Origin of the sequence: Acidovorax sp. 106 (genome assembly GCF_003663825.1) — a bacterium.
GTDB lineage: Bacteria > Pseudomonadota > Gammaproteobacteria > Burkholderiales > Burkholderiaceae_C > Acidovorax.
On sequence record NZ_RCCC01000001.1, the window covers coordinates 494,515 to 510,856 of the forward strand.

Sequence of the window (16,342 nt, forward strand, 5' to 3'; positions counted from 1 at the left end):
GGGCTCGCATCGGTCAGCGTCTTTTCAGCCGTGCATGCCCCAAGTGCCCCGCCTCTGGCCTGGGCGATCAGCCCGCCAGTTGCTGCCAGGTGGCGACCACGCTGTCAGGGTTCAGCGAGATGGACGAGATGCCTTCATTTGACAGCCACTGCGCAAAGTCAGGGTGGTCGCTGGGGCCCTGGCCGCAGATGCCGATGTACTTGCCCTGCGCCAGACAGGCCTTGATGGCCTGGTGGATCAGCGCCTGCACCGCAGGGTCGCGCTCATCAAAGTCGTGCGCCAGCAACTCCAGGCCCGAGTCGCGGTCCAGGCCCAGGGTCAGCTGGGTCAGGTCGTTGGAGCCGATGGAGAAGCCGTCGAAGAACTCCAGGAAGCGCTCGGCCAGGATGGCGTTGCTGGGCACCTCGCACATCATGATGACCTTGAGGTCGTCCTTGCCGCGTTGCAGGCCATGGGCGGCCAGCAGCTTGGTCACGCGCTCGGCCTGCCCCAGCGTGCGCACAAAAGGCACCATCACCTGCACGTTGGTCAGGCCCATGTCGTTGCGCACGCGCTTGAGCGCCTCGCACTCCATGGCAAAGGCTTCGCCAAAGTCAGCACTGATATAACGCGCTGCCCCCCGGAAACCCAGCATTGGGTTTTCTTCCTCAGGCTCGTAGCGGCTGCCGCCGATCAGCTTGCGGTACTCGTTGGACTTGAAGTCCGACAGGCGCACGATGACGGGCTTGGGCCAGAAGGCGGCCGCAATGGTCGCCACGCCTTCGGCAACCTTGTCCACATAGAAAGCACGGGGCGATGCATGGCCACGGGCCACAGATTCGACGGCCTTCTTCAGGTCGGCATCGATCTGGGGGTAGTCCAGGATGGCCTTGGGGTGCACACCAATGTTGTTGTTGATGATGAACTCCAGGCGCGCCAAGCCCACGCCTTCGTTGGGCAGCTGGGCAAAGTCAAACGCCAGCTGGGGGTTGCCCACGTTCATCATGATCTTGGTCTTGATGGGGGGCATGGCGCCGCGCTGCACTTCGGTCACTTCGGTTTCGAGCAAGCCGTCGTAAATGTGGCCGGTATCGCCCTCGGCGCAACTCACGGTGACCAGGGTGCCGTCCTTCAGGCGTTCGGTCGCATCGCCACAGCCCACCACAGCGGGGATGCCCAGCTCGCGCGCAATGATGGCGGCGTGGCAGGTGCGGCCGCCACGGTTGGTGACGATGGCGCTGGCGCGCTTCATCACGGGCTCCCAGTTGGGGTCGGTCATGTCGGTCACGAGCACGTCGCCGGGCTGGACCTTGTCCATCTCCGAGATGTGGTGCACCAGGCGCACGGGGCCGGTGCCGATCTTCTGGCCAATGGCGCGGCCTTCTGCCAGCACGGCACCCTGGCCCTTGAGCTTGTAGCGCAACTCGGCCTTGTCGCCTTGTTGGCTCTTCACTGTCTCAGGCCGGGCCTGCAAGATGTAGAGCTGGCCGTCGGTGCCGTCTTTGCCCCATTCAATGTCCATGGGGCGACCGTAGTGCTGCTCGATCACCAGGGCGTAGTGGGCGAGTTGCTGCACATCGGCGTCGCTCAGCGAATAGCGGTTGCGCTGCTCAGTGGGCACGTCGATGGTCTTGACCAGCTTGCCAGTGGCAGCCTTTTCCTCGGGCGAGGAGAACACCATCTGGATCAGTTTGCTGCCCAGGTTGCGGCGGATCACGGCCTTTTTGCCAGCCTTGAGCATGGGCTTGTGCACGTAGAACTCGTCCGGGTTCACGGCACCTTGCACCACGGTTTCGCCCAGACCGAAGCTGCTGGTGATGAACACCACGTCTTCAAAGCCGGATTCGGTGTCGATGGTGAACATCACACCCGCTGCGCCCAGGTCCGAGCGCACCATGCGCTGCACGCCTGCGGACAGGGCCACCACATCGTGCGCAAAGCCCTTGTGCACGCGGTAGGAGATGGCGCGGTCGTTGTACAGCGACGCGAACACTTCCTTCATCTTGTGCAGCACATCTTCGATACCCACCACGTTGAGGAAGGTTTCTTGCTGGCCCGCGAACGAGGCATCGGGCAAGTCTTCCGCCGTGGCAGACGAGCGCACAGCGAACGATGCGCTGGGGTTGCCCGCGCTGAGTTTTGCGAATTCGTCGGCAATGGCCTTTTGCAGGTCGGCCGGGAACGGCTGGGCCTCGACCATGGCGCGGATTTCAGCGCCGACCTGCGCCAGGGCGCGGACGTCTTCGGTGTCGAGGCTCGCCAGTTTGGCGCTGATCTTGTCGGCCAGGCCATCGTGGGCCAGGAACTGGCGGAAGGCATGGGCCGTGGTGGCAAAGCCGGTGGGCACTCGCACGCCCTGGGGCAGCTGCGAGATCATTTCGCCGAGGGAGGCGTTTTTGCCGCCTACCGACTCGACATCGGTCATTCTCAGGTTTTCAAACGGTACGACCAGGGCGGTCGGGCTGAAAAGTGCAGACATGGGAAAGCTCCAGAAGTTGAAACCGGGTCTGCATGCCTGGCCCCGGCGGGCATCAGGCAAGCGGCCATGCACAGGCTGCAGCTTTGTCGTTGTGGTTGTAGACCGACGGTGTGCATGGTGAGAATTTGGATAATTGCGGCGATTGTAGGCCCGAGCTTCTGGCAAAGGGCTGACACTGCCATACGACTGACGCAAACCGGGATGCAACGCCAGCCTCGCCTTGGGGCAAAGCGCTTGCCTGCGCCCTGTTTGGCGCCACTCATTTTTATCAAAGGGCCAACATGCACACCCGTACCGTATTTTTTGTGTCTGACGGCACTGGCATCACTGCCGAAACCTTCGGCAACGCCATCCTGGCCCAGTTCGAGATGAAGCCGCGCCATGTGCGCCTGCCCTTCATCGACACCGTGGACAAGGCCCACCAGGCGGTGCGGCAAATCAACCACACCGGCGAGGTCGAGGGCAAAAAGCCCGTGGTCTTCACCACCCTGGTGAATATGGAGGTGCTGAGGGTCATCCAGGACGGCTGCAAGGGCATGCTGCTGGACATGTTTGGCACCTTCGTGAACCCGCTGGAAGAAGAGCTGGGCATCAAGTCCAACCACCGCATTGGGCGCTTTTCCGACGTGAGCCGCAGCAAGGAATACAACGACCGCATCGAGGCCATCAACTTCAGCCTGGCGCACGACGACGGCCAGAGCAACCGCGACCTGGCGGGCGCCGATGTGATCCTGGTGGGCGTGAGCCGCAGCGGCAAGACCCCCACCAGCCTGTACCTGGCCATGCAATGCGGCCTCAAAGCCGCCAACTACCCGCTGATCCCCGAAGACTTTGAGCGCCGCCAGTTGCCGCCCGCCCTGGTGCCGTTTCGCAGCAAAATTTTCGGGCTGACCATCAGCCCCGACCGCCTGGCCGAGATCCGCGCCGAGCGCCGCCCCAACTCCAAATACGCCAGCCTGGAAAACTGCCGCTCTGAAGTGGCCGAAGCCGAGTCCATGATGCGCCGCTCGGGCATCCGCTGGCTGTCCACCACCACCAAGTCCATCGAAGAGATTGCCACCACCATCTTGCAGGAAGTGCGGCCTGAGCGGCTGGTGTATTGAAGCGGCAGCGCTTAATCTGGCTGCATGGCTGCACGGGGATCTGGCACAAGACGGCAGATGCCTGAAGTGTCGGCGTCATGGCCTCGACGGCCTGACCATCTATCAAAGAACGCAGAACCAACCACCACGGGGGAGAACCGGACCCATGCTGAACTGTAAACACGTGCTGTGGGGCGCTATCGGCTTGCTGATTGCCCAGCCGCTGCTCATGCAGCACGCTCATGCGCAGCAAAGCCGCCAAGTGCCGGCCTACGACAAAGCCCAGACCCGAACGGTGCTTGACCGCAGCGTCTTCTATCTGCCGCAGTTTGGCGCGGTGTACCGTGACAAATTCACGGCACTGCTGTCGCGCCACCCCAATCTGCGCGGACTCGTCATTCACAACCATGGCTGCGGCGGCATGTGGGGCTGGGAAACCACAGTGGCACAGTTCTACTACCGCGAGGGCTTTGCTGTCATCACGCCAGAGTTCGTGACCCGCGAAGGCAACAAGCTGGGATGCCCTGGAGGAACGCCCGAGGAAATGCTCAAGCGCGGCGGAGAGCGCGCACGCGAAGGCGTGTACACGGCGGTGAACCCGGCTCGACTTGATGCTCGGGGCGATGACATTGCGGAGGTCATCCGCTGGTTCAAGGCCTACTCGAACCTGCCCATCTTGCTGAGCGGCCACAGCGAAGGCTGCCGCACCACCTACCACTGGGATCGCGCCGATCCACAGGTCGTGGGTGGTATCTGTCACAAACAAAGCGTGAACCGACAGTACGAGCACCTGTGGAAGTGGGACACGCGGCTGCCCATGTGGTCTTCCATCGAAGACGAAGACCCCTGGGCCGGAGGCAGCAAGCAGCGGCCCGCCGTGGGGTTTCAGGAAAAGTTCAAGGACCATCCGGAAAACCTCACGGAGTTTCGCTACGCCGGCAACAGCCATGACCCGCTAGTACGGCCCGGCGAAGGGCAGAGCCTGCGCGAGTGGCTCAACAAGCAGGTCGCCATACCGGCACAGAAAACACAGAATGGCTTCAACTACGAAGATGTGCTGCCGGCAGTGCAGGAGGCAGTGGGGCGATCGGCGCGCTGAAAGGGCTGCATCTGGATGCCAAAAATCGCCGAGACAGTGCCAGGTCTTGGCGATGGCCCACCGGCCCTCTTTCGCAGCGCCCCAAAGCCCACCGGGACAGAGAACAAAGGGCAATCCCGCCAAGAGACCATTTGCTATGTTTTATATAGCACCTAGCACTTTACTATATTGCGCTAGCAGCCAAATAGCCCTCAAAGCTCATTCGCCGCATATCGTCGATTCAGCTGTACAAAAGCAGTTGGCGCACCCCATCGCCAGAGCGCACCTCGGTGCAGCCCACGCCCCACACACGGCCCACGGCTTCGGGCGTGACGACCTGGTCCACGGTGCCGAACTGCCCGCTGCCCTGAGTCAGCAGCACCGCGTCGTGCGCGTAGCGCAGGGCCAGGTTCAGGTCGTGCAACACCACCACCACGCCCACACCGTGCTGCACAGCCCAGTGGCGCAGCAGGCGCAAGGTTTGGTGCTGATGGGCCAGGTCCAGGGCTGCGGTAGGCTCGTCCAGCAGCAGCCAGCGGTGCGGCACATCTGGCAACGGCTCCCAGATTTGCGCCAAAGCGCGCGCCAGGTGCGTGCGGGCGCGTTCGCCGCCTGAGAGGGTCGTGACGCTGCGCCCAGCCAGGTGCGCCACGCCCGTGGCCTGCATGGCAGCATCCACCACCAGTGCTTCATTGGCGCTGGGCTGGCGGCGGTGCGGGTAGCGGCCCATGTCCACCACCTCGCGCACCGTGAAGTCAAACGCCACGGCGGTGTCTTGCGGCATCACGGCGCGCCAGCGGGCGATGTGCTCCGGCGGGTGGGCCGTCATCGCCTTACCCTGCAGCAGCACCTGCCCGTGCGCGGGCTCGGCCAGCCCGGCCAGCAGCCCCAGCAGGGTGGACTTGCCCGCACCGTTGGGGCCCAGGATGGCCGCCACACGCCCGGGCACAAAGGCGCCGCTGACCCGCGCCAGCACTGGCTGCCCCGGCGGGGCCACGCCCACATCCAGGCATTGCAACCCGTGCCCAGCGCGGGCCAGCGGTGGCCGCTCGGCCGCCTCTCCTTCTCCCTCTGTCATTCCGTCGGGGTAGCGCCTCACACCCGCCCCTTGAATTGCCGCAGCATGAACAAAAACAACGGCGCACCCAGGGCCGCTGTGAGCACCCCCAGCGGCAGCTCGGCCGGTTTGACCGCCGTGCGTGCCACCGTGTCGGCCAGCAGCACCAGCGCTGCCCCCAGCAGGGCCGATGCGGGCAACACCACGCGGTGGTCTGGCCCCGCCAACAGGCGCACGCCGTGCGGGGCCACCAGGCCGATGAAACCGATCACCCCCGTGGCCGCTGTGACAGCACCCACCGCCAGCGCCGCCACGCCAATGGCCAGGCGCTTGGTCCACTCCACCGGCACGCCCAAGAGGCGCGCCTGCGCCTCGCCCAGCGCCAGGGCATTGAGTGGGCGGGCCAACCAGCCAGCACCTACCGCCGCCACGCACACGGCCAACGCCACCACCGACGCCGTACCCCAGCGCGCACCGCCCAGGCTCCCCATCAGCCACATCTGCAGGTTGCGCAACTGCTCATCGGTCGAGACAAAGCTCAGGTACCCCAGGCCCGCCATGGCCAGCGCATTGACCGCCACACCCGCCAGCAGCATGAGCCCCACGCGGGTTCCACTGGGCGACTGGGCCAGCGTGTAGATGGCGAGCGTGACCAGCAGGCAACCTGCAAAAGCTATACCGATCAGCGGCCAACTGCCCAAAGAGCGCGGCAGGCTGGGCCACCACAGGCCGCCCAGCACGATGGCTGCCGCCGCTGCCAATGCGGCGCCACTGCTCACCCCCACCAGACCGGGGTCGGCCAAAGGGTTGCGAAACAGCCCTTGCATCAACGCCCCGGCCAAGGCCAGCCCTGCGCCTGCGGCGGCGCCCAGCACCAGGCGCGGCAGACGGATGTGCATGAACACCAGGTGGCCCGAGCCCGCTGGCTCCGCACCGGTCAGCGCGCTCTGCACCACCTGCAGCAACTCTCGGGTGCTGAGTGCGTAGGCACCCTGGGTGCTGGCAATGCCAAGGGCAAGCAACGCCAAAGCCCCGGTCAGGCCCAGCACCCACCGGGCGGGCAAACGCCGCCGCCCCAGGGCTTGCAGGGCACGGCTGGCGCGGTGCCACCAGGGCAGACGGGCATCGAGGTCTGAGGCTGGCCTGGCAAAGGCCGTAGATGACATGGAAGTCCCCGTCCGTGCGGATCAGGCCACCAAGCCACGCATGCGCGTGTGCAGCGCTTGCACCACACCCGGCAGACGGGGCCCAAAGCCCAGCAGGTGGTTGGCCTCCATGGCCACCAGGGCTTTGCGGGCAAAGGCAGGGGTCAGCGCCAGCTCGGGCCGCTGCCAGAAGGCGCCCTCGCCGCCCATGGCCTCGATGCCCTGGGTGGTGTTGAGCAGCACGTCGGGCGCAGCTTCGGCCAGGGCTTCGGCTGTCCAGGGGCGGTAGCCTGCAAAGCCGGTGACGGCATTGACACCGCCCGCATAGCGGATGAGTGCATCGGCCGCCGTGCCCGTGCCCGCCACCATGGGGCTGCCGCCGTGCGACAGGATGAACAGCGCGCGCGGCTTGCGCGGGGCTGCGGCCACCTGCTGCTGCACGCGCGCCCATTCGGCGTCCAGCCGCACCAGCAGGGCCTGGGCGGCGCTCTCGCGCCCCACCACCTGGCCCACCACGGCCACCTTGCGCTGCACCTCGGCCCAGTTGTGACTGGCGGGCACCAACTCGATGCGCACACCGGCGCTGCGCACCTGGTCCAGCACCACGCGGGGCCCGGCCTCTTCGGTGCCCAGCAAGCAATCGGGCCGCAGCGAGAGCAGCCCTTCGGCCGAGAGCTGCCGCATGTAGCCCACTTTGGGCGTGCGCTGCGCGGCTTCGGGGAACAGGCTGGTCGTGTCCGTGCCCACCAGTTGGGCTTGCGCCCCTAGCAGGTACACCACTTCGGTCAGCGCGCCGCCCAGCACCACCAGGCGCTGCGCCGCACGCGCAGGGGTGGTCTGCGCCTGCGCGGCCAATGGCAAAGTCCATGCCGACACACCCAATACGCCCATCGCGCCCAGCACGGCTCTGCGCGGCAATGAGCGGGCTGCAGAGCTGACGGTTTTCATCTCGTGCTTCATGGCTGCAGCACCGGCATATCGACACGGGGCAAGCCCGCCACCAGGTCGCGCCAACCCATCAGCTCTGCTTGGCCGGGTTTGCGCTCGCCAAAGAACATGCACATCAACTCACCGTCGTGGTCAAAGGCCTCTACCGAGGTCACCACGCCGTCGGCCGTGGGCTTCTCCACCGCCCACACGGCAGCGATGCAGTCCGTGCGCAGGTGCAGGTTGAATCCCGGGTCCAGCACATTGATCCAGCGGGCCTCGGCCGTGTCCATGGGGCGAATGGTGTGCACCGGACCGGTGTGGATCTGGATGCAGCCACCGCTGCCCACAAACACCATGATGGGCAGGCCATCGCGCGCGGCGCGCTCCAGCAGCCAGGGCACGGCCTGGGCCTGCAGGCGCTGGGTGAACTGCCCCTCGACCAGCCGGAAGCTCTGCTGCCGCTCTGCGCCAAACTGGCGCAGCAGGCCAAAGAACTCGTGCGTGTCCTGCATGTCGCTCCAGGCCTGGCGCAGGCCCGGGGCGTCAATGTCGCCATCGGCCTGCACGGCGGGCTTAGGACCTGCGGGCTGGAACACATAGCCCGCACTGGGCTCGGCAAAGCGCGCCACCACGGCATTCCACACCGCCAGGTCGGTCTGCTCGCGCACATAAATCTTGTGCACCGCATGGCCTTGCGCGTTGAAGAACTGCAGGCTTTGCGCGCTCGAGTGGCCAGGGCGGCCGGGCTCGGTCACGGCAAAGCCCGCGTGCCACTGCGCAAAGAACAGGCGCAGGTCAATGTCTGGCCCGAGCGCCAGCCCCACGGGCCCAGTGGCCGAGACGTTTTGGTACACGCCCGTCTTCTCGTGCACGGTGGATGCGTTGCGGGTCAGCGCCATCAGCGGGCCGCAGGCCTGCAGGGCTTGCAGCAATTCCAGCCAGGGCCCGCGCAAGGCCAGCGCTTTCAGCGCATAGGCATGCTCACCCGCATGGGCGGCCACCACGGCGCCCTCGGGCTGCTGCATGCGCTCGGCCGCATCGCGGGCGCGCAGGCCCTGGGCGCGCAGTTGGGCAAACTGCTCACGGATGGCGGGGGCCAGGGCTGAGACCGCTGGCGGCACGCAGTCCAAAGACGAAGACAGCACGGCACTCATTGCACAGCCTCCGGTGCAGTCAGCCACAGCGCGCGGCGTTGCTCTGCCGCCGTCAGGGCTGCGCTGGCGTGCTCTTGCACGCCCTGCTGCTGCCAACGCGCCTGCAGGTTCCACAGCATGGTGCGAAAGTGCGGGCTCAACGCCTGGGCCTGAACCAAGGCCTCCAGGTTGGTGACGATCTTGCGGGCCATGGCCTCGCGGTGGCTATCGCAGCAGGCCTGCGCGTAGCCCGTCATCAGCGCCAGCGTGCCCGCCAGCAGGGCCTCCATGCACGGCATGCTGTATTCCTCGTCGTGGCTGGCCTCTGGGGTGGCGGTGTTGTCACCGGGGATGGTGCCCATGGGGGTCTCCTGGTTGGGGTGGACAGGGGTTGGAGGTGGCGTGCGTCAGAAGTCCGCCACCAGCGACACACGCACCGAGCGCCCTGGCTGGCTGTAGGCGTCGATGGTGCTGTTGCCAGCAGCCAGCCCGCGCACATCGGCCCAGCGCCAGTACTTCTTGTCGGTGAGGTTGTAGATGCCAGCATTCAGGCGCAGGTCCTTGCGGATGCGCCACTGGCCGCTCAGGTCGAGCAGGGTGTAGGCGGGCGTGAGGTATTGCGTGCTGCCCGCAGCGGTGTAGACGTCGTCCGCCTTCTTGGCAGCGCTGTGGGTGGCGTCCAGCCTTACATGCCAGGCGGCGGTGTCGTAGCGCACGCCAGCCGTCAGGCGCTGCGGCTCCACCGAGTTGACGGCGCGGCCCGTGTTGGTATCGCGCCCGCGCGCCTGGCCGTAGGCAAAGGGGGTGCTGACGCGGCCGCCCAGCCAATCGCCCCAGGCCATGTTGCCCTTGATTTCAAAGCCGTCGATCTTGACCCGACCGAGGTTGATGGACTGGAACACCAGCGGATTGCCTGGCGCACCGGTGCCGCTGACCTGCTGCAGGTCCTCAATGAAATCCTTGTAGCGACCGGTGAAGGCTGCGGCCTCAATGGACAAGGCCTGCAGACGCCCACGCGCACCCACCTCAAAGTTCTGGCTTTTCTCGGGGCGCAGATTGGGGTTGGGAATGCTCTTGTATCCCTGGGCCGTATTCTCAAAAAATGCATTGACCTGCCCCGCATTGGGCGCACGGAAGCCCGCCGCATAGTTGCCATACAGGCTCCATGCCTCGTTGGCGCGGTAGAGCACGCCCAGCTTGGGCGATGTGGCGTGGCCCGAGAGAGACACGGCATTGGCAGCAAAGCCTGCCTGGTCGGCCTTGATGCGGAAGCTGTCAAAGCGCACGCCGGGTGTGATGCTCCAAGGCCCACGGATGAACTCGTCTTGCACGTACAGCGCAGCGCTGCTCTCGGTGGTGTCCGGGAAGCGCTTGAGCGGGAAGGTCTCGCCCGCTGGCGGCGTCACGCCGGTCTGCAGGTTCTCGACCTCTGCTCGCGTGTAATCCACGCCGTAGGTAAGCTTTTGCGCCCAAGCGTCTGCGCCCGAGCCCATGCGGATCAGCTTGCTGCCCTGCAAGTTGGCCTGCAGCGTGCGCTCGTCATAGGTCACGTCGCGCACACGGTCGGCAGCGGTGTTGCGGTCTTCGGTGATGTACTCGCGCGACTGCGCGTCTTGGTAGCTGAGCACCGCCTTCACATCGTCGGCCCAGGCGGTGTTCACGCGCCAGTTGCCCTCCCACGTCGCGCGGCTGCGCTGCATGTCGGTGAACGAGGTAGAGCCCAGCACCGAGGTGCTGGTGAGCGGCGCCTTGCTGCGGGCGCTCAGCAGCTCGTAATCCGCCTTTTTGTCCACATGCTCCAGCGTGAACACATGGCGCTGGCCGCCACCGGGGGTGACCACCACCTTGCCCAGCACGGAAGCGTGCTTGTCCTTTTGCGGGTTGGGCAGCGTGCGGTCCACATTGGCCGCACTGTTGGTGCCCATGTTTTCCAGCTCATTGGCGCGCCCCACGTTGGCGCTGATGAGCCACTGCACCGTGTCGTTGGCACGACCGGCCAGCGTGGCACCCAAGCGCTTGCCATCGTCGTCGCCGTCATACGCCGCACTCACCCGGCCGCCCAGGGTTTTGCCATCCTTCAAAAAGGCAGATGGGTCGGCCGTGATGAAGTTGACCAGCCCGCCCATGCCGTCAGAGCCATACAGGGCCGGCGTAGCACCGCGCAGCACCTCGATCCGCTGCAGCAGACCCACGTCCACATAGTCGCGGCCAAAGGCGTTGGCGCTGAACACGTAGCTGCGCGGCAGGCGAATGCCGTCCACCAGCATCAGCACCCGATTGCCCTCCAGCCCGCGAATGTTGAAGCCCGCATTCTGGTCACGCCCCGTGGAGCCACTGGCCAGCGTGAAGCGCGCAGGCGAGCGCGGCACGGTGATGTTGGGCTGGTCGCGCGCCACGTCGCGCAGGTCGCGCACCTGGCCCTCTTCCAGCGCCTGGGCATTGATCACGTCAATGCGCATGGGCAGATCGTCAGGGTTTTGCTCGCTGCGCGTGCTGCTGATGACCACCTCTTTGAGCAGCGGCGTGCCACCGGCCTGGGCCAGCAGCTCTTGGCCGTGCACTGCCGACAAGGACGCGACGGTGAGGGCCACCGCCAGCACGACCGGCTTGAGGGGGAGCGAAGAACGAAAAAGGGATGCGTGAACGTGCGCCAAGGCGGGCCTCTTCCTGGGTCAAAAATGTGTGACAAGAAGCTGGCTCCGCGTGCGGGCCGTCCCGAGCGAGGGGAGGCTGTGCTGGCTGGCGTAGATGCAATATATTACATGAGAATGATTCTTAATAACAACTTTGTTTGACCGGGTATCTCAAAAGCGTTGCCGGAGCTGCCCGGGAGTACTCCCGTAGCGGCGGCGAAAAGCGGTCACGAAGTTGGCTGCACTGCGGTAACCAGCCATGGCAGCAGCACCAGCCACCGTGCACTCGCCCCGCTCCAGCGCATGGCGCGCCTTCTCGAAACGCCGCACGCGCAGGTATTCCATCACCGGCATCCCTCCCACCTTGGGGAAATGACGCTGCAAGTGGGCTGCACTCATGCCTGCGAGGCGGGCAATGTCCTGCAGCGAGAGCACATCAGCCGACCCACTGTCCAAAACATCGCACAACTCCCTCAAACGGCGGTGGTTGCGCGCATCCAAGCCATCGTGCGCATCCCGCCGGCGGGCAGAGGCAGCATCCGCCAAGGACGATAGCGCTTCCACAATGAGGTCCAGGCAGCGGCTCTCCAGCCACAACCTTTGCAGCCCACCTTCGAGACGGACTGGGGCAGACAACTGATGTGCAATCGCCAGCGCGCGCGCGGATGACACCCAAGCGCCTACAGAGAGATGCTCTTGGCAAAACCGTTCGATGCCAGCCCCCTGCAAACCAGCCTGGGCCAGCCATTCCGAGCGAAGGGTGATGGTGACTTTGCGCTCACTGCGCCCTGCATGCCAATAGCGGACAAAGCGATCGGTCTCAGCCAAACTCACCAGGGCAGCTTGCCCCTGCGCGCACCCAGGGCCCAAATCAAAGTGCCGATTGCCGTAGGCCAACTGGCTACGGCCACTGAGCAAAAGACACAGCTTGACACCGGGGTGCAGCAGGTTGCTGGTCCGCATGGAACACAAATCCTGCACGGCCGTTCGGTACAGCACCAACCCAGGGGACAGCTCACGCGTGTCCATGGTGCCGCGCAACAGGGGCGCATCCGCAGAGGGACCGCTGACCGACAAAGCCTGCATAGAGTAGTCCGCACCCAGCAGGTGCAAGTCCTGCGTCAACGCCTGCAAATCCATCGTGGGGCCAGGCTCCAGTTCTGGGGCGTGCGCAAAGGATTCTGATGAATTCGCAAACATGCTTAACGGGCCTCCCATGGAACACTAGGAGAATATCAAATAAGTTCCATTCTCATTTACAAAGAGGAATCCCAGTGAATCACGTTCGAACCAGGCAGCACCGCCACCCCTGGCGGCTTTCCGCCATCGGTATGGCTCTGGCAACCGCCAATGCCTTCGCGCAGGCACCGGCAGGAGAATCTGCTGCAACAGCCAACACCCTGTCCGCTGTCGTGGTCACAGCGTCCGGCAACGAACAGGAATTGCGCGAGGCACCGGCGAGTGTCTCCGTCATCACCCGAGAAGACATCGAGCGCCGCCCCGTGCAAGAGCTGGCCGAGCTGCTGGGCACCGTGGAAGGCGTCACGCTCAACCGCAGTGGCAATTTGGTGCCCGGCGTGCAGCTGCGCGGACTGGGGTCGGCTTACACGCTGATGCTGATCGACGGCAAACGCGTCAACGCGACCTCTGCCATGTTCCGCGGCAATGACTACGACACCGGCTGGGTGGCCACGGACGACATCGAGCGCATTGAAATCGTGCGCGGCCCGATGTCTTCGCTGTACGGGTCAGACGCTATCGGTGGTGTGGTGAACATCATTACCCGCCCCATCAGCAAGCAGTGGCGTGGCTCAGCACGCATAGAAACCACCGTCCAACAAGACAAAAACGCGGGAGACAGCCAACTCGCGGGCTTCTCTTTGTCTGGGCCCATCAAGACCGATGTGCTGGGCGTCAAGCTCAATGGCGCCTACGTCCACCGCGATGCAGACGGCGCAGTCAACTCCCTGCCCGCAGGCGGCACGCGACAAACGGGCTTGCAGAACATCCGCAATCGCATGTTTGGCGCGCAACTGGCGTTGACACCCGACAGCCGCCAGAGCATCACGGCCGATGTGGACACCAGCCGCCGGGACCACAGCGGCTTCCTGATGGAGCGCGACGCGTTGTCCTTGCAGCACAAAGGCCGCTGGGGCTTTGGCAACACCGAGCTGACCTTTGCCGCCGACGAGATCCGCAACCTGACCGGAATGATCTCTGGGCAGGTCAACCCCAACAAAGCCAACACCACCAGCCTCGCGGGCAAAGCCAGCATCCCTGTGGCCTGGGGCAACCAATTTGTGACGGCAGGGTTCGACATCCGCGAGGAAAAGCTGTACGACCCCACCAACCTGCGCGGCCAGCCAGGCACCGCGGGCTACGACGCCAGCACCGAGACCGCGATCAGCCAATGGGCGCTGTTTGCAGAAGACGAGATCCGCATCACCGACCGCCTGGCCGTCACGCTGGGCAACCGCTTCGACCACCACGAAAACTTTGGCGGCCACAACAGCCCGCGCGCCTATGCGGTCTACCAGCTCAATGACGCAGTCACCCTCAAAGGTGGCGTAGCACGCGCGTTCCGCGCCCCCACCCTGCTACAGGGCAGCCCCAACTGGGGATCGGTCTCGTGCGGCAGTGCTACGGTGGGTTGCTACATCGTCGGCAGCCGCGACATCCAGCCCGAAACCAGCACCAGCCAAGAGTTGGGACTGCAGTTTGCGCAGGGCATCCACAGCGGCGGGCTGATGTTCTTCAACACCGATTTGAAGAACATGATCGACATCACCAACCGCACAGCCGACCGCACGCTGGCCACGGGCTACAGCAATTTCGTCGGTTATCTGCCAGATGGCCGTCCCATCTTCCGCTACCAAAACATCGCCAGTGTGCGCTCTCGCGGCCTAGAGGCCAGCTGGAACGCACGCGTGTCACCGCAGTGGAACCTGCGCAGCAACTACACCTACACCGACGCGCAGAACACCAGTGGCAGCGTAGCCATCCCACTCACCTACCGGCCCAAGCATGTGCTGAACCTGGGCGCCGATTGGAACCCCACCGCCCAGGTGTCTGTGAGCGGCAACCTGCGCTACCACAGCGCGCAGTACATCAGCGTGTCGTCCAACGGCCAAAGCCGGGTAGAGAAAGACGGCTACGCCATCGCCGACCTCACCGTGGGCTGGCGCATGACCGATGCACTCACCCTGCGTGCAGGCATCCTGAACCTGACCGGCAAGACCTTCGACCGCACCACCTCGGCCGACTTCAACGAAGAAGGTCGCCGCTACTACCTGGCCTTGCATGCGAAGTTCTGAGCGGCCCCTGGTGCACACAACGCCCGTGCAGCCCGCACGCCGCCGGGCACTGCTGGGTGCCGCGCTGGTGGCCACCGCCGCCCGTGCTGTGCCCGCCAGGGCACAGACACCTGCACCCAAGGCTGTGGCGACCTCCACAACCACCGGGGCCTCCACGCCCACGCTCTTGAGCCCGCGCATGCGGCAACTGCAAGCCGACTGGGCGGCCGGCCACGGCAGCGGCGGCTTCTGGCACCAGGCTGCGGCCAGCGGTACGCCACTGGTGGAGCCCGGTGCGGACGGGGGCGAGCAGCTCATCACCTTCCTTTGGCGTGGGCCATCTGCGTCGGCAGAGTTGGAGGAGACGCGCAGCATCTCTGTGTCTTGGGCCATGCGTTCGAGCGACGGGTTCGCCATGGAGCGCCTGGCCGACAGCGACGTGTGGTTCCTCACCCTGCGCGTACCAGCGGGCCTGCACGCTAGCTACCAACTGGTCCCCAATGCCAACCTCCCAGCGGGAGCCGACCGCATGGCGCGCGCCCGCGCTGAAGACGCCGTGGCTCGCACCGACCCGCTGAACCCATTGCGTTGGCCGAGCCGGCCCCAGCGCGGCGTAGTGGGCACCGAACCCTGGGTGGAGCGCTCTGCACTGCGCCTGCCCGGCGCGCCCGCTGCGCCATGGAGGGGAGGTGCGGCAGCCACGGCCCAGGGCAACGTGCGGCACCACCGCCACACCAGCCAGCGCCTGACAGGCCCTGCGCGCGAGCGCGATGTGAGTCTGTACCTGCCCGCCGGAGCAGACGGCGCCGCGCCCGGCACGCTGCCCCTGCTGATCGTGTTCGATCGCGAGTCATACCTGGACCGCGTGGACCTGCCCGCCACACTGGACGCACTGATTGCCCAACAACGCATCCCAGCATTGGCCGCCCTGTTCGTGGGCAACCCGACCAGGGCATTGCGCGCCACAGAACTGCCGTGCGACCCAGGCTTTGCCGACTACCTTGCGCTAGAGCTGCTGCCCTGGGCACACGAGCGGTGTCCGGCGCTTTCCACCCAAGCCCAGGACCGGGTGGTGGCAGGCTCCAGCTATGGCGGGCTGGCATCGGCGTGGGCGGCCTTTCGCCATCCCGAAGTGTTTGGGCAGGTGCTGGCACTGTCCGGCTCTTTCTGGTGGGGTCCAACGAACGTGCCACACCTGCCCGGCTTTCAGCGTTTTGGCGAAGGGGAATGGCTGACCCGCGAGTTCGCACGTGAGCCGCGCAAGCCCGTGCGGTTCTTCATCACAGCGGGGTTGATGGAGATCACGCTGACGGGCGACGGTGGAGGCATCCTCGATACCAGCCGCCACCTGCGCAATGTGCTGCAGGCCAAGGGCTATGAGGTGCTCTACCAGGAGTTTGCGGGTGGGCACGATGGCTACGCCTGGGGGGATGGGCTGGCACGTGGGCTCATCGCCTTGCTGGGCCAGCGCTCGGCGGCGCCCCAACCCAGCTGAAACAAAAAAGCCAGGGTGGCAATCCCCCTGGCTTTGAT

12 protein-coding genes are annotated in these 16,342 nt (G+C 65.4%); 4 read left to right on the forward strand and 8 right to left on the reverse strand.

Annotated elements, in window-relative coordinates:
- Window positions 1-67: 67 nt before the first annotated feature.
- Window positions 68-2,458 carry a phosphoenolpyruvate synthase gene (ppsA, locus tag C8C98_RS02185; RefSeq protein ID WP_121452943.1) on the reverse strand — a complete coding sequence of 797 codons (2,391 nt, stop codon included), beginning with the start codon at window positions 2,456-2,458 and terminating at the stop codon, window positions 68-70.
- A gap of 281 nt (window positions 2,459-2,739) precedes the next feature.
- Here ppsA and C8C98_RS02190 point away from each other — a divergent pair, with 281 nt between their 5' ends.
- Window positions 2,740-3,561 carry a pyruvate, water dikinase regulatory protein gene (locus C8C98_RS02190; RefSeq protein WP_121452944.1) on the forward strand — a complete coding sequence of 274 codons (822 nt, stop codon included), beginning with the start codon at window positions 2,740-2,742 and terminating at the stop codon, window positions 3,559-3,561.
- A 145-nt stretch (window positions 3,562-3,706) separates the two neighbouring features.
- Window positions 3,707-4,639 carry a hypothetical protein gene (locus C8C98_RS02195; RefSeq protein WP_121452945.1) on the forward strand — a complete coding sequence of 311 codons (933 nt, stop codon included), beginning with the start codon at window positions 3,707-3,709 and terminating at the stop codon, window positions 4,637-4,639.
- Between the two features lie 220 nt (window positions 4,640-4,859).
- Here the strand turns inward: C8C98_RS02195 and C8C98_RS02200 are convergent, their stop codons facing one another.
- The 7 genes from C8C98_RS02200 to C8C98_RS02230 form a co-directional block, all read right to left on the reverse strand.
- Window positions 4,860-5,696, reverse strand: a complete 837-nt coding sequence (locus tag C8C98_RS02200) for a heme ABC transporter ATP-binding protein (RefSeq protein ID WP_121452946.1) — start codon at window positions 5,694-5,696, stop codon at window positions 4,860-4,862.
- 17 nt (window positions 5,697-5,713) lie between these two features.
- A complete protein-coding gene (locus tag C8C98_RS02205) occupies window positions 5,714-6,841 on the reverse strand; it encodes an iron ABC transporter permease (protein ID WP_121452947.1) in 1,128 nt (375 codons plus the stop codon).
- A 21-nt stretch (window positions 6,842-6,862) separates the two neighbouring features.
- On the reverse strand, window positions 6,863-7,768 hold the full coding sequence (locus tag C8C98_RS02210) for a hemin ABC transporter substrate-binding protein (RefSeq protein WP_233574424.1): 906 nt from the start codon (window positions 7,766-7,768) through the stop codon (window positions 6,863-6,865).
- An 8-nt stretch (window positions 7,769-7,776) separates the two neighbouring features.
- The gene (locus C8C98_RS02215) at window positions 7,777-8,904 is read right to left on the reverse strand and encodes a hemin-degrading factor (RefSeq protein ID WP_121452949.1); all 1,128 of its coding nucleotides are present in this window, start codon (window positions 8,902-8,904) and stop codon (window positions 7,777-7,779) included.
- The gene (locus C8C98_RS02220; protein WP_121452950.1) at window positions 8,901-9,245 is read right to left on the reverse strand and encodes a hypothetical protein; all 345 of its coding nucleotides are present in this window, start codon (window positions 9,243-9,245) and stop codon (window positions 8,901-8,903) included. Before C8C98_RS02220 ends, C8C98_RS02215 begins: the two co-directional genes overlap by 4 nt.
- A gap of 45 nt (window positions 9,246-9,290) precedes the next feature.
- Entirely contained in the window at window positions 9,291-11,537 is a 2,247-nt protein-coding gene (locus C8C98_RS02225; protein ID WP_121452951.1) for a TonB-dependent hemoglobin/transferrin/lactoferrin family receptor, read from the reverse strand.
- 150 nt (window positions 11,538-11,687) lie between these two features.
- Window positions 11,688-12,716 carry an AraC family transcriptional regulator gene (locus C8C98_RS02230; protein ID WP_121452952.1) on the reverse strand — a complete coding sequence of 343 codons (1,029 nt, stop codon included), beginning with the start codon at window positions 12,714-12,716 and terminating at the stop codon, window positions 11,688-11,690.
- A gap of 74 nt (window positions 12,717-12,790) precedes the next feature.
- On the opposite strand from C8C98_RS02230, the gene C8C98_RS02235 reads away from it, so the two are divergent.
- Window positions 12,791-14,830 carry a TonB-dependent receptor domain-containing protein gene (locus tag C8C98_RS02235; RefSeq protein ID WP_233574425.1) on the forward strand — a complete coding sequence of 680 codons (2,040 nt, stop codon included), beginning with the start codon at window positions 12,791-12,793 and terminating at the stop codon, window positions 14,828-14,830.
- The gene (locus C8C98_RS02240; protein WP_121452954.1) at window positions 14,817-16,304 is read left to right on the forward strand and encodes an alpha/beta hydrolase-fold protein; all 1,488 of its coding nucleotides are present in this window, start codon (window positions 14,817-14,819) and stop codon (window positions 16,302-16,304) included. The genes C8C98_RS02235 and C8C98_RS02240 overlap by 14 nt, the downstream gene beginning before the upstream one ends.
- The last annotated feature ends 38 nt before the right edge of the window (window positions 16,305-16,342 follow it).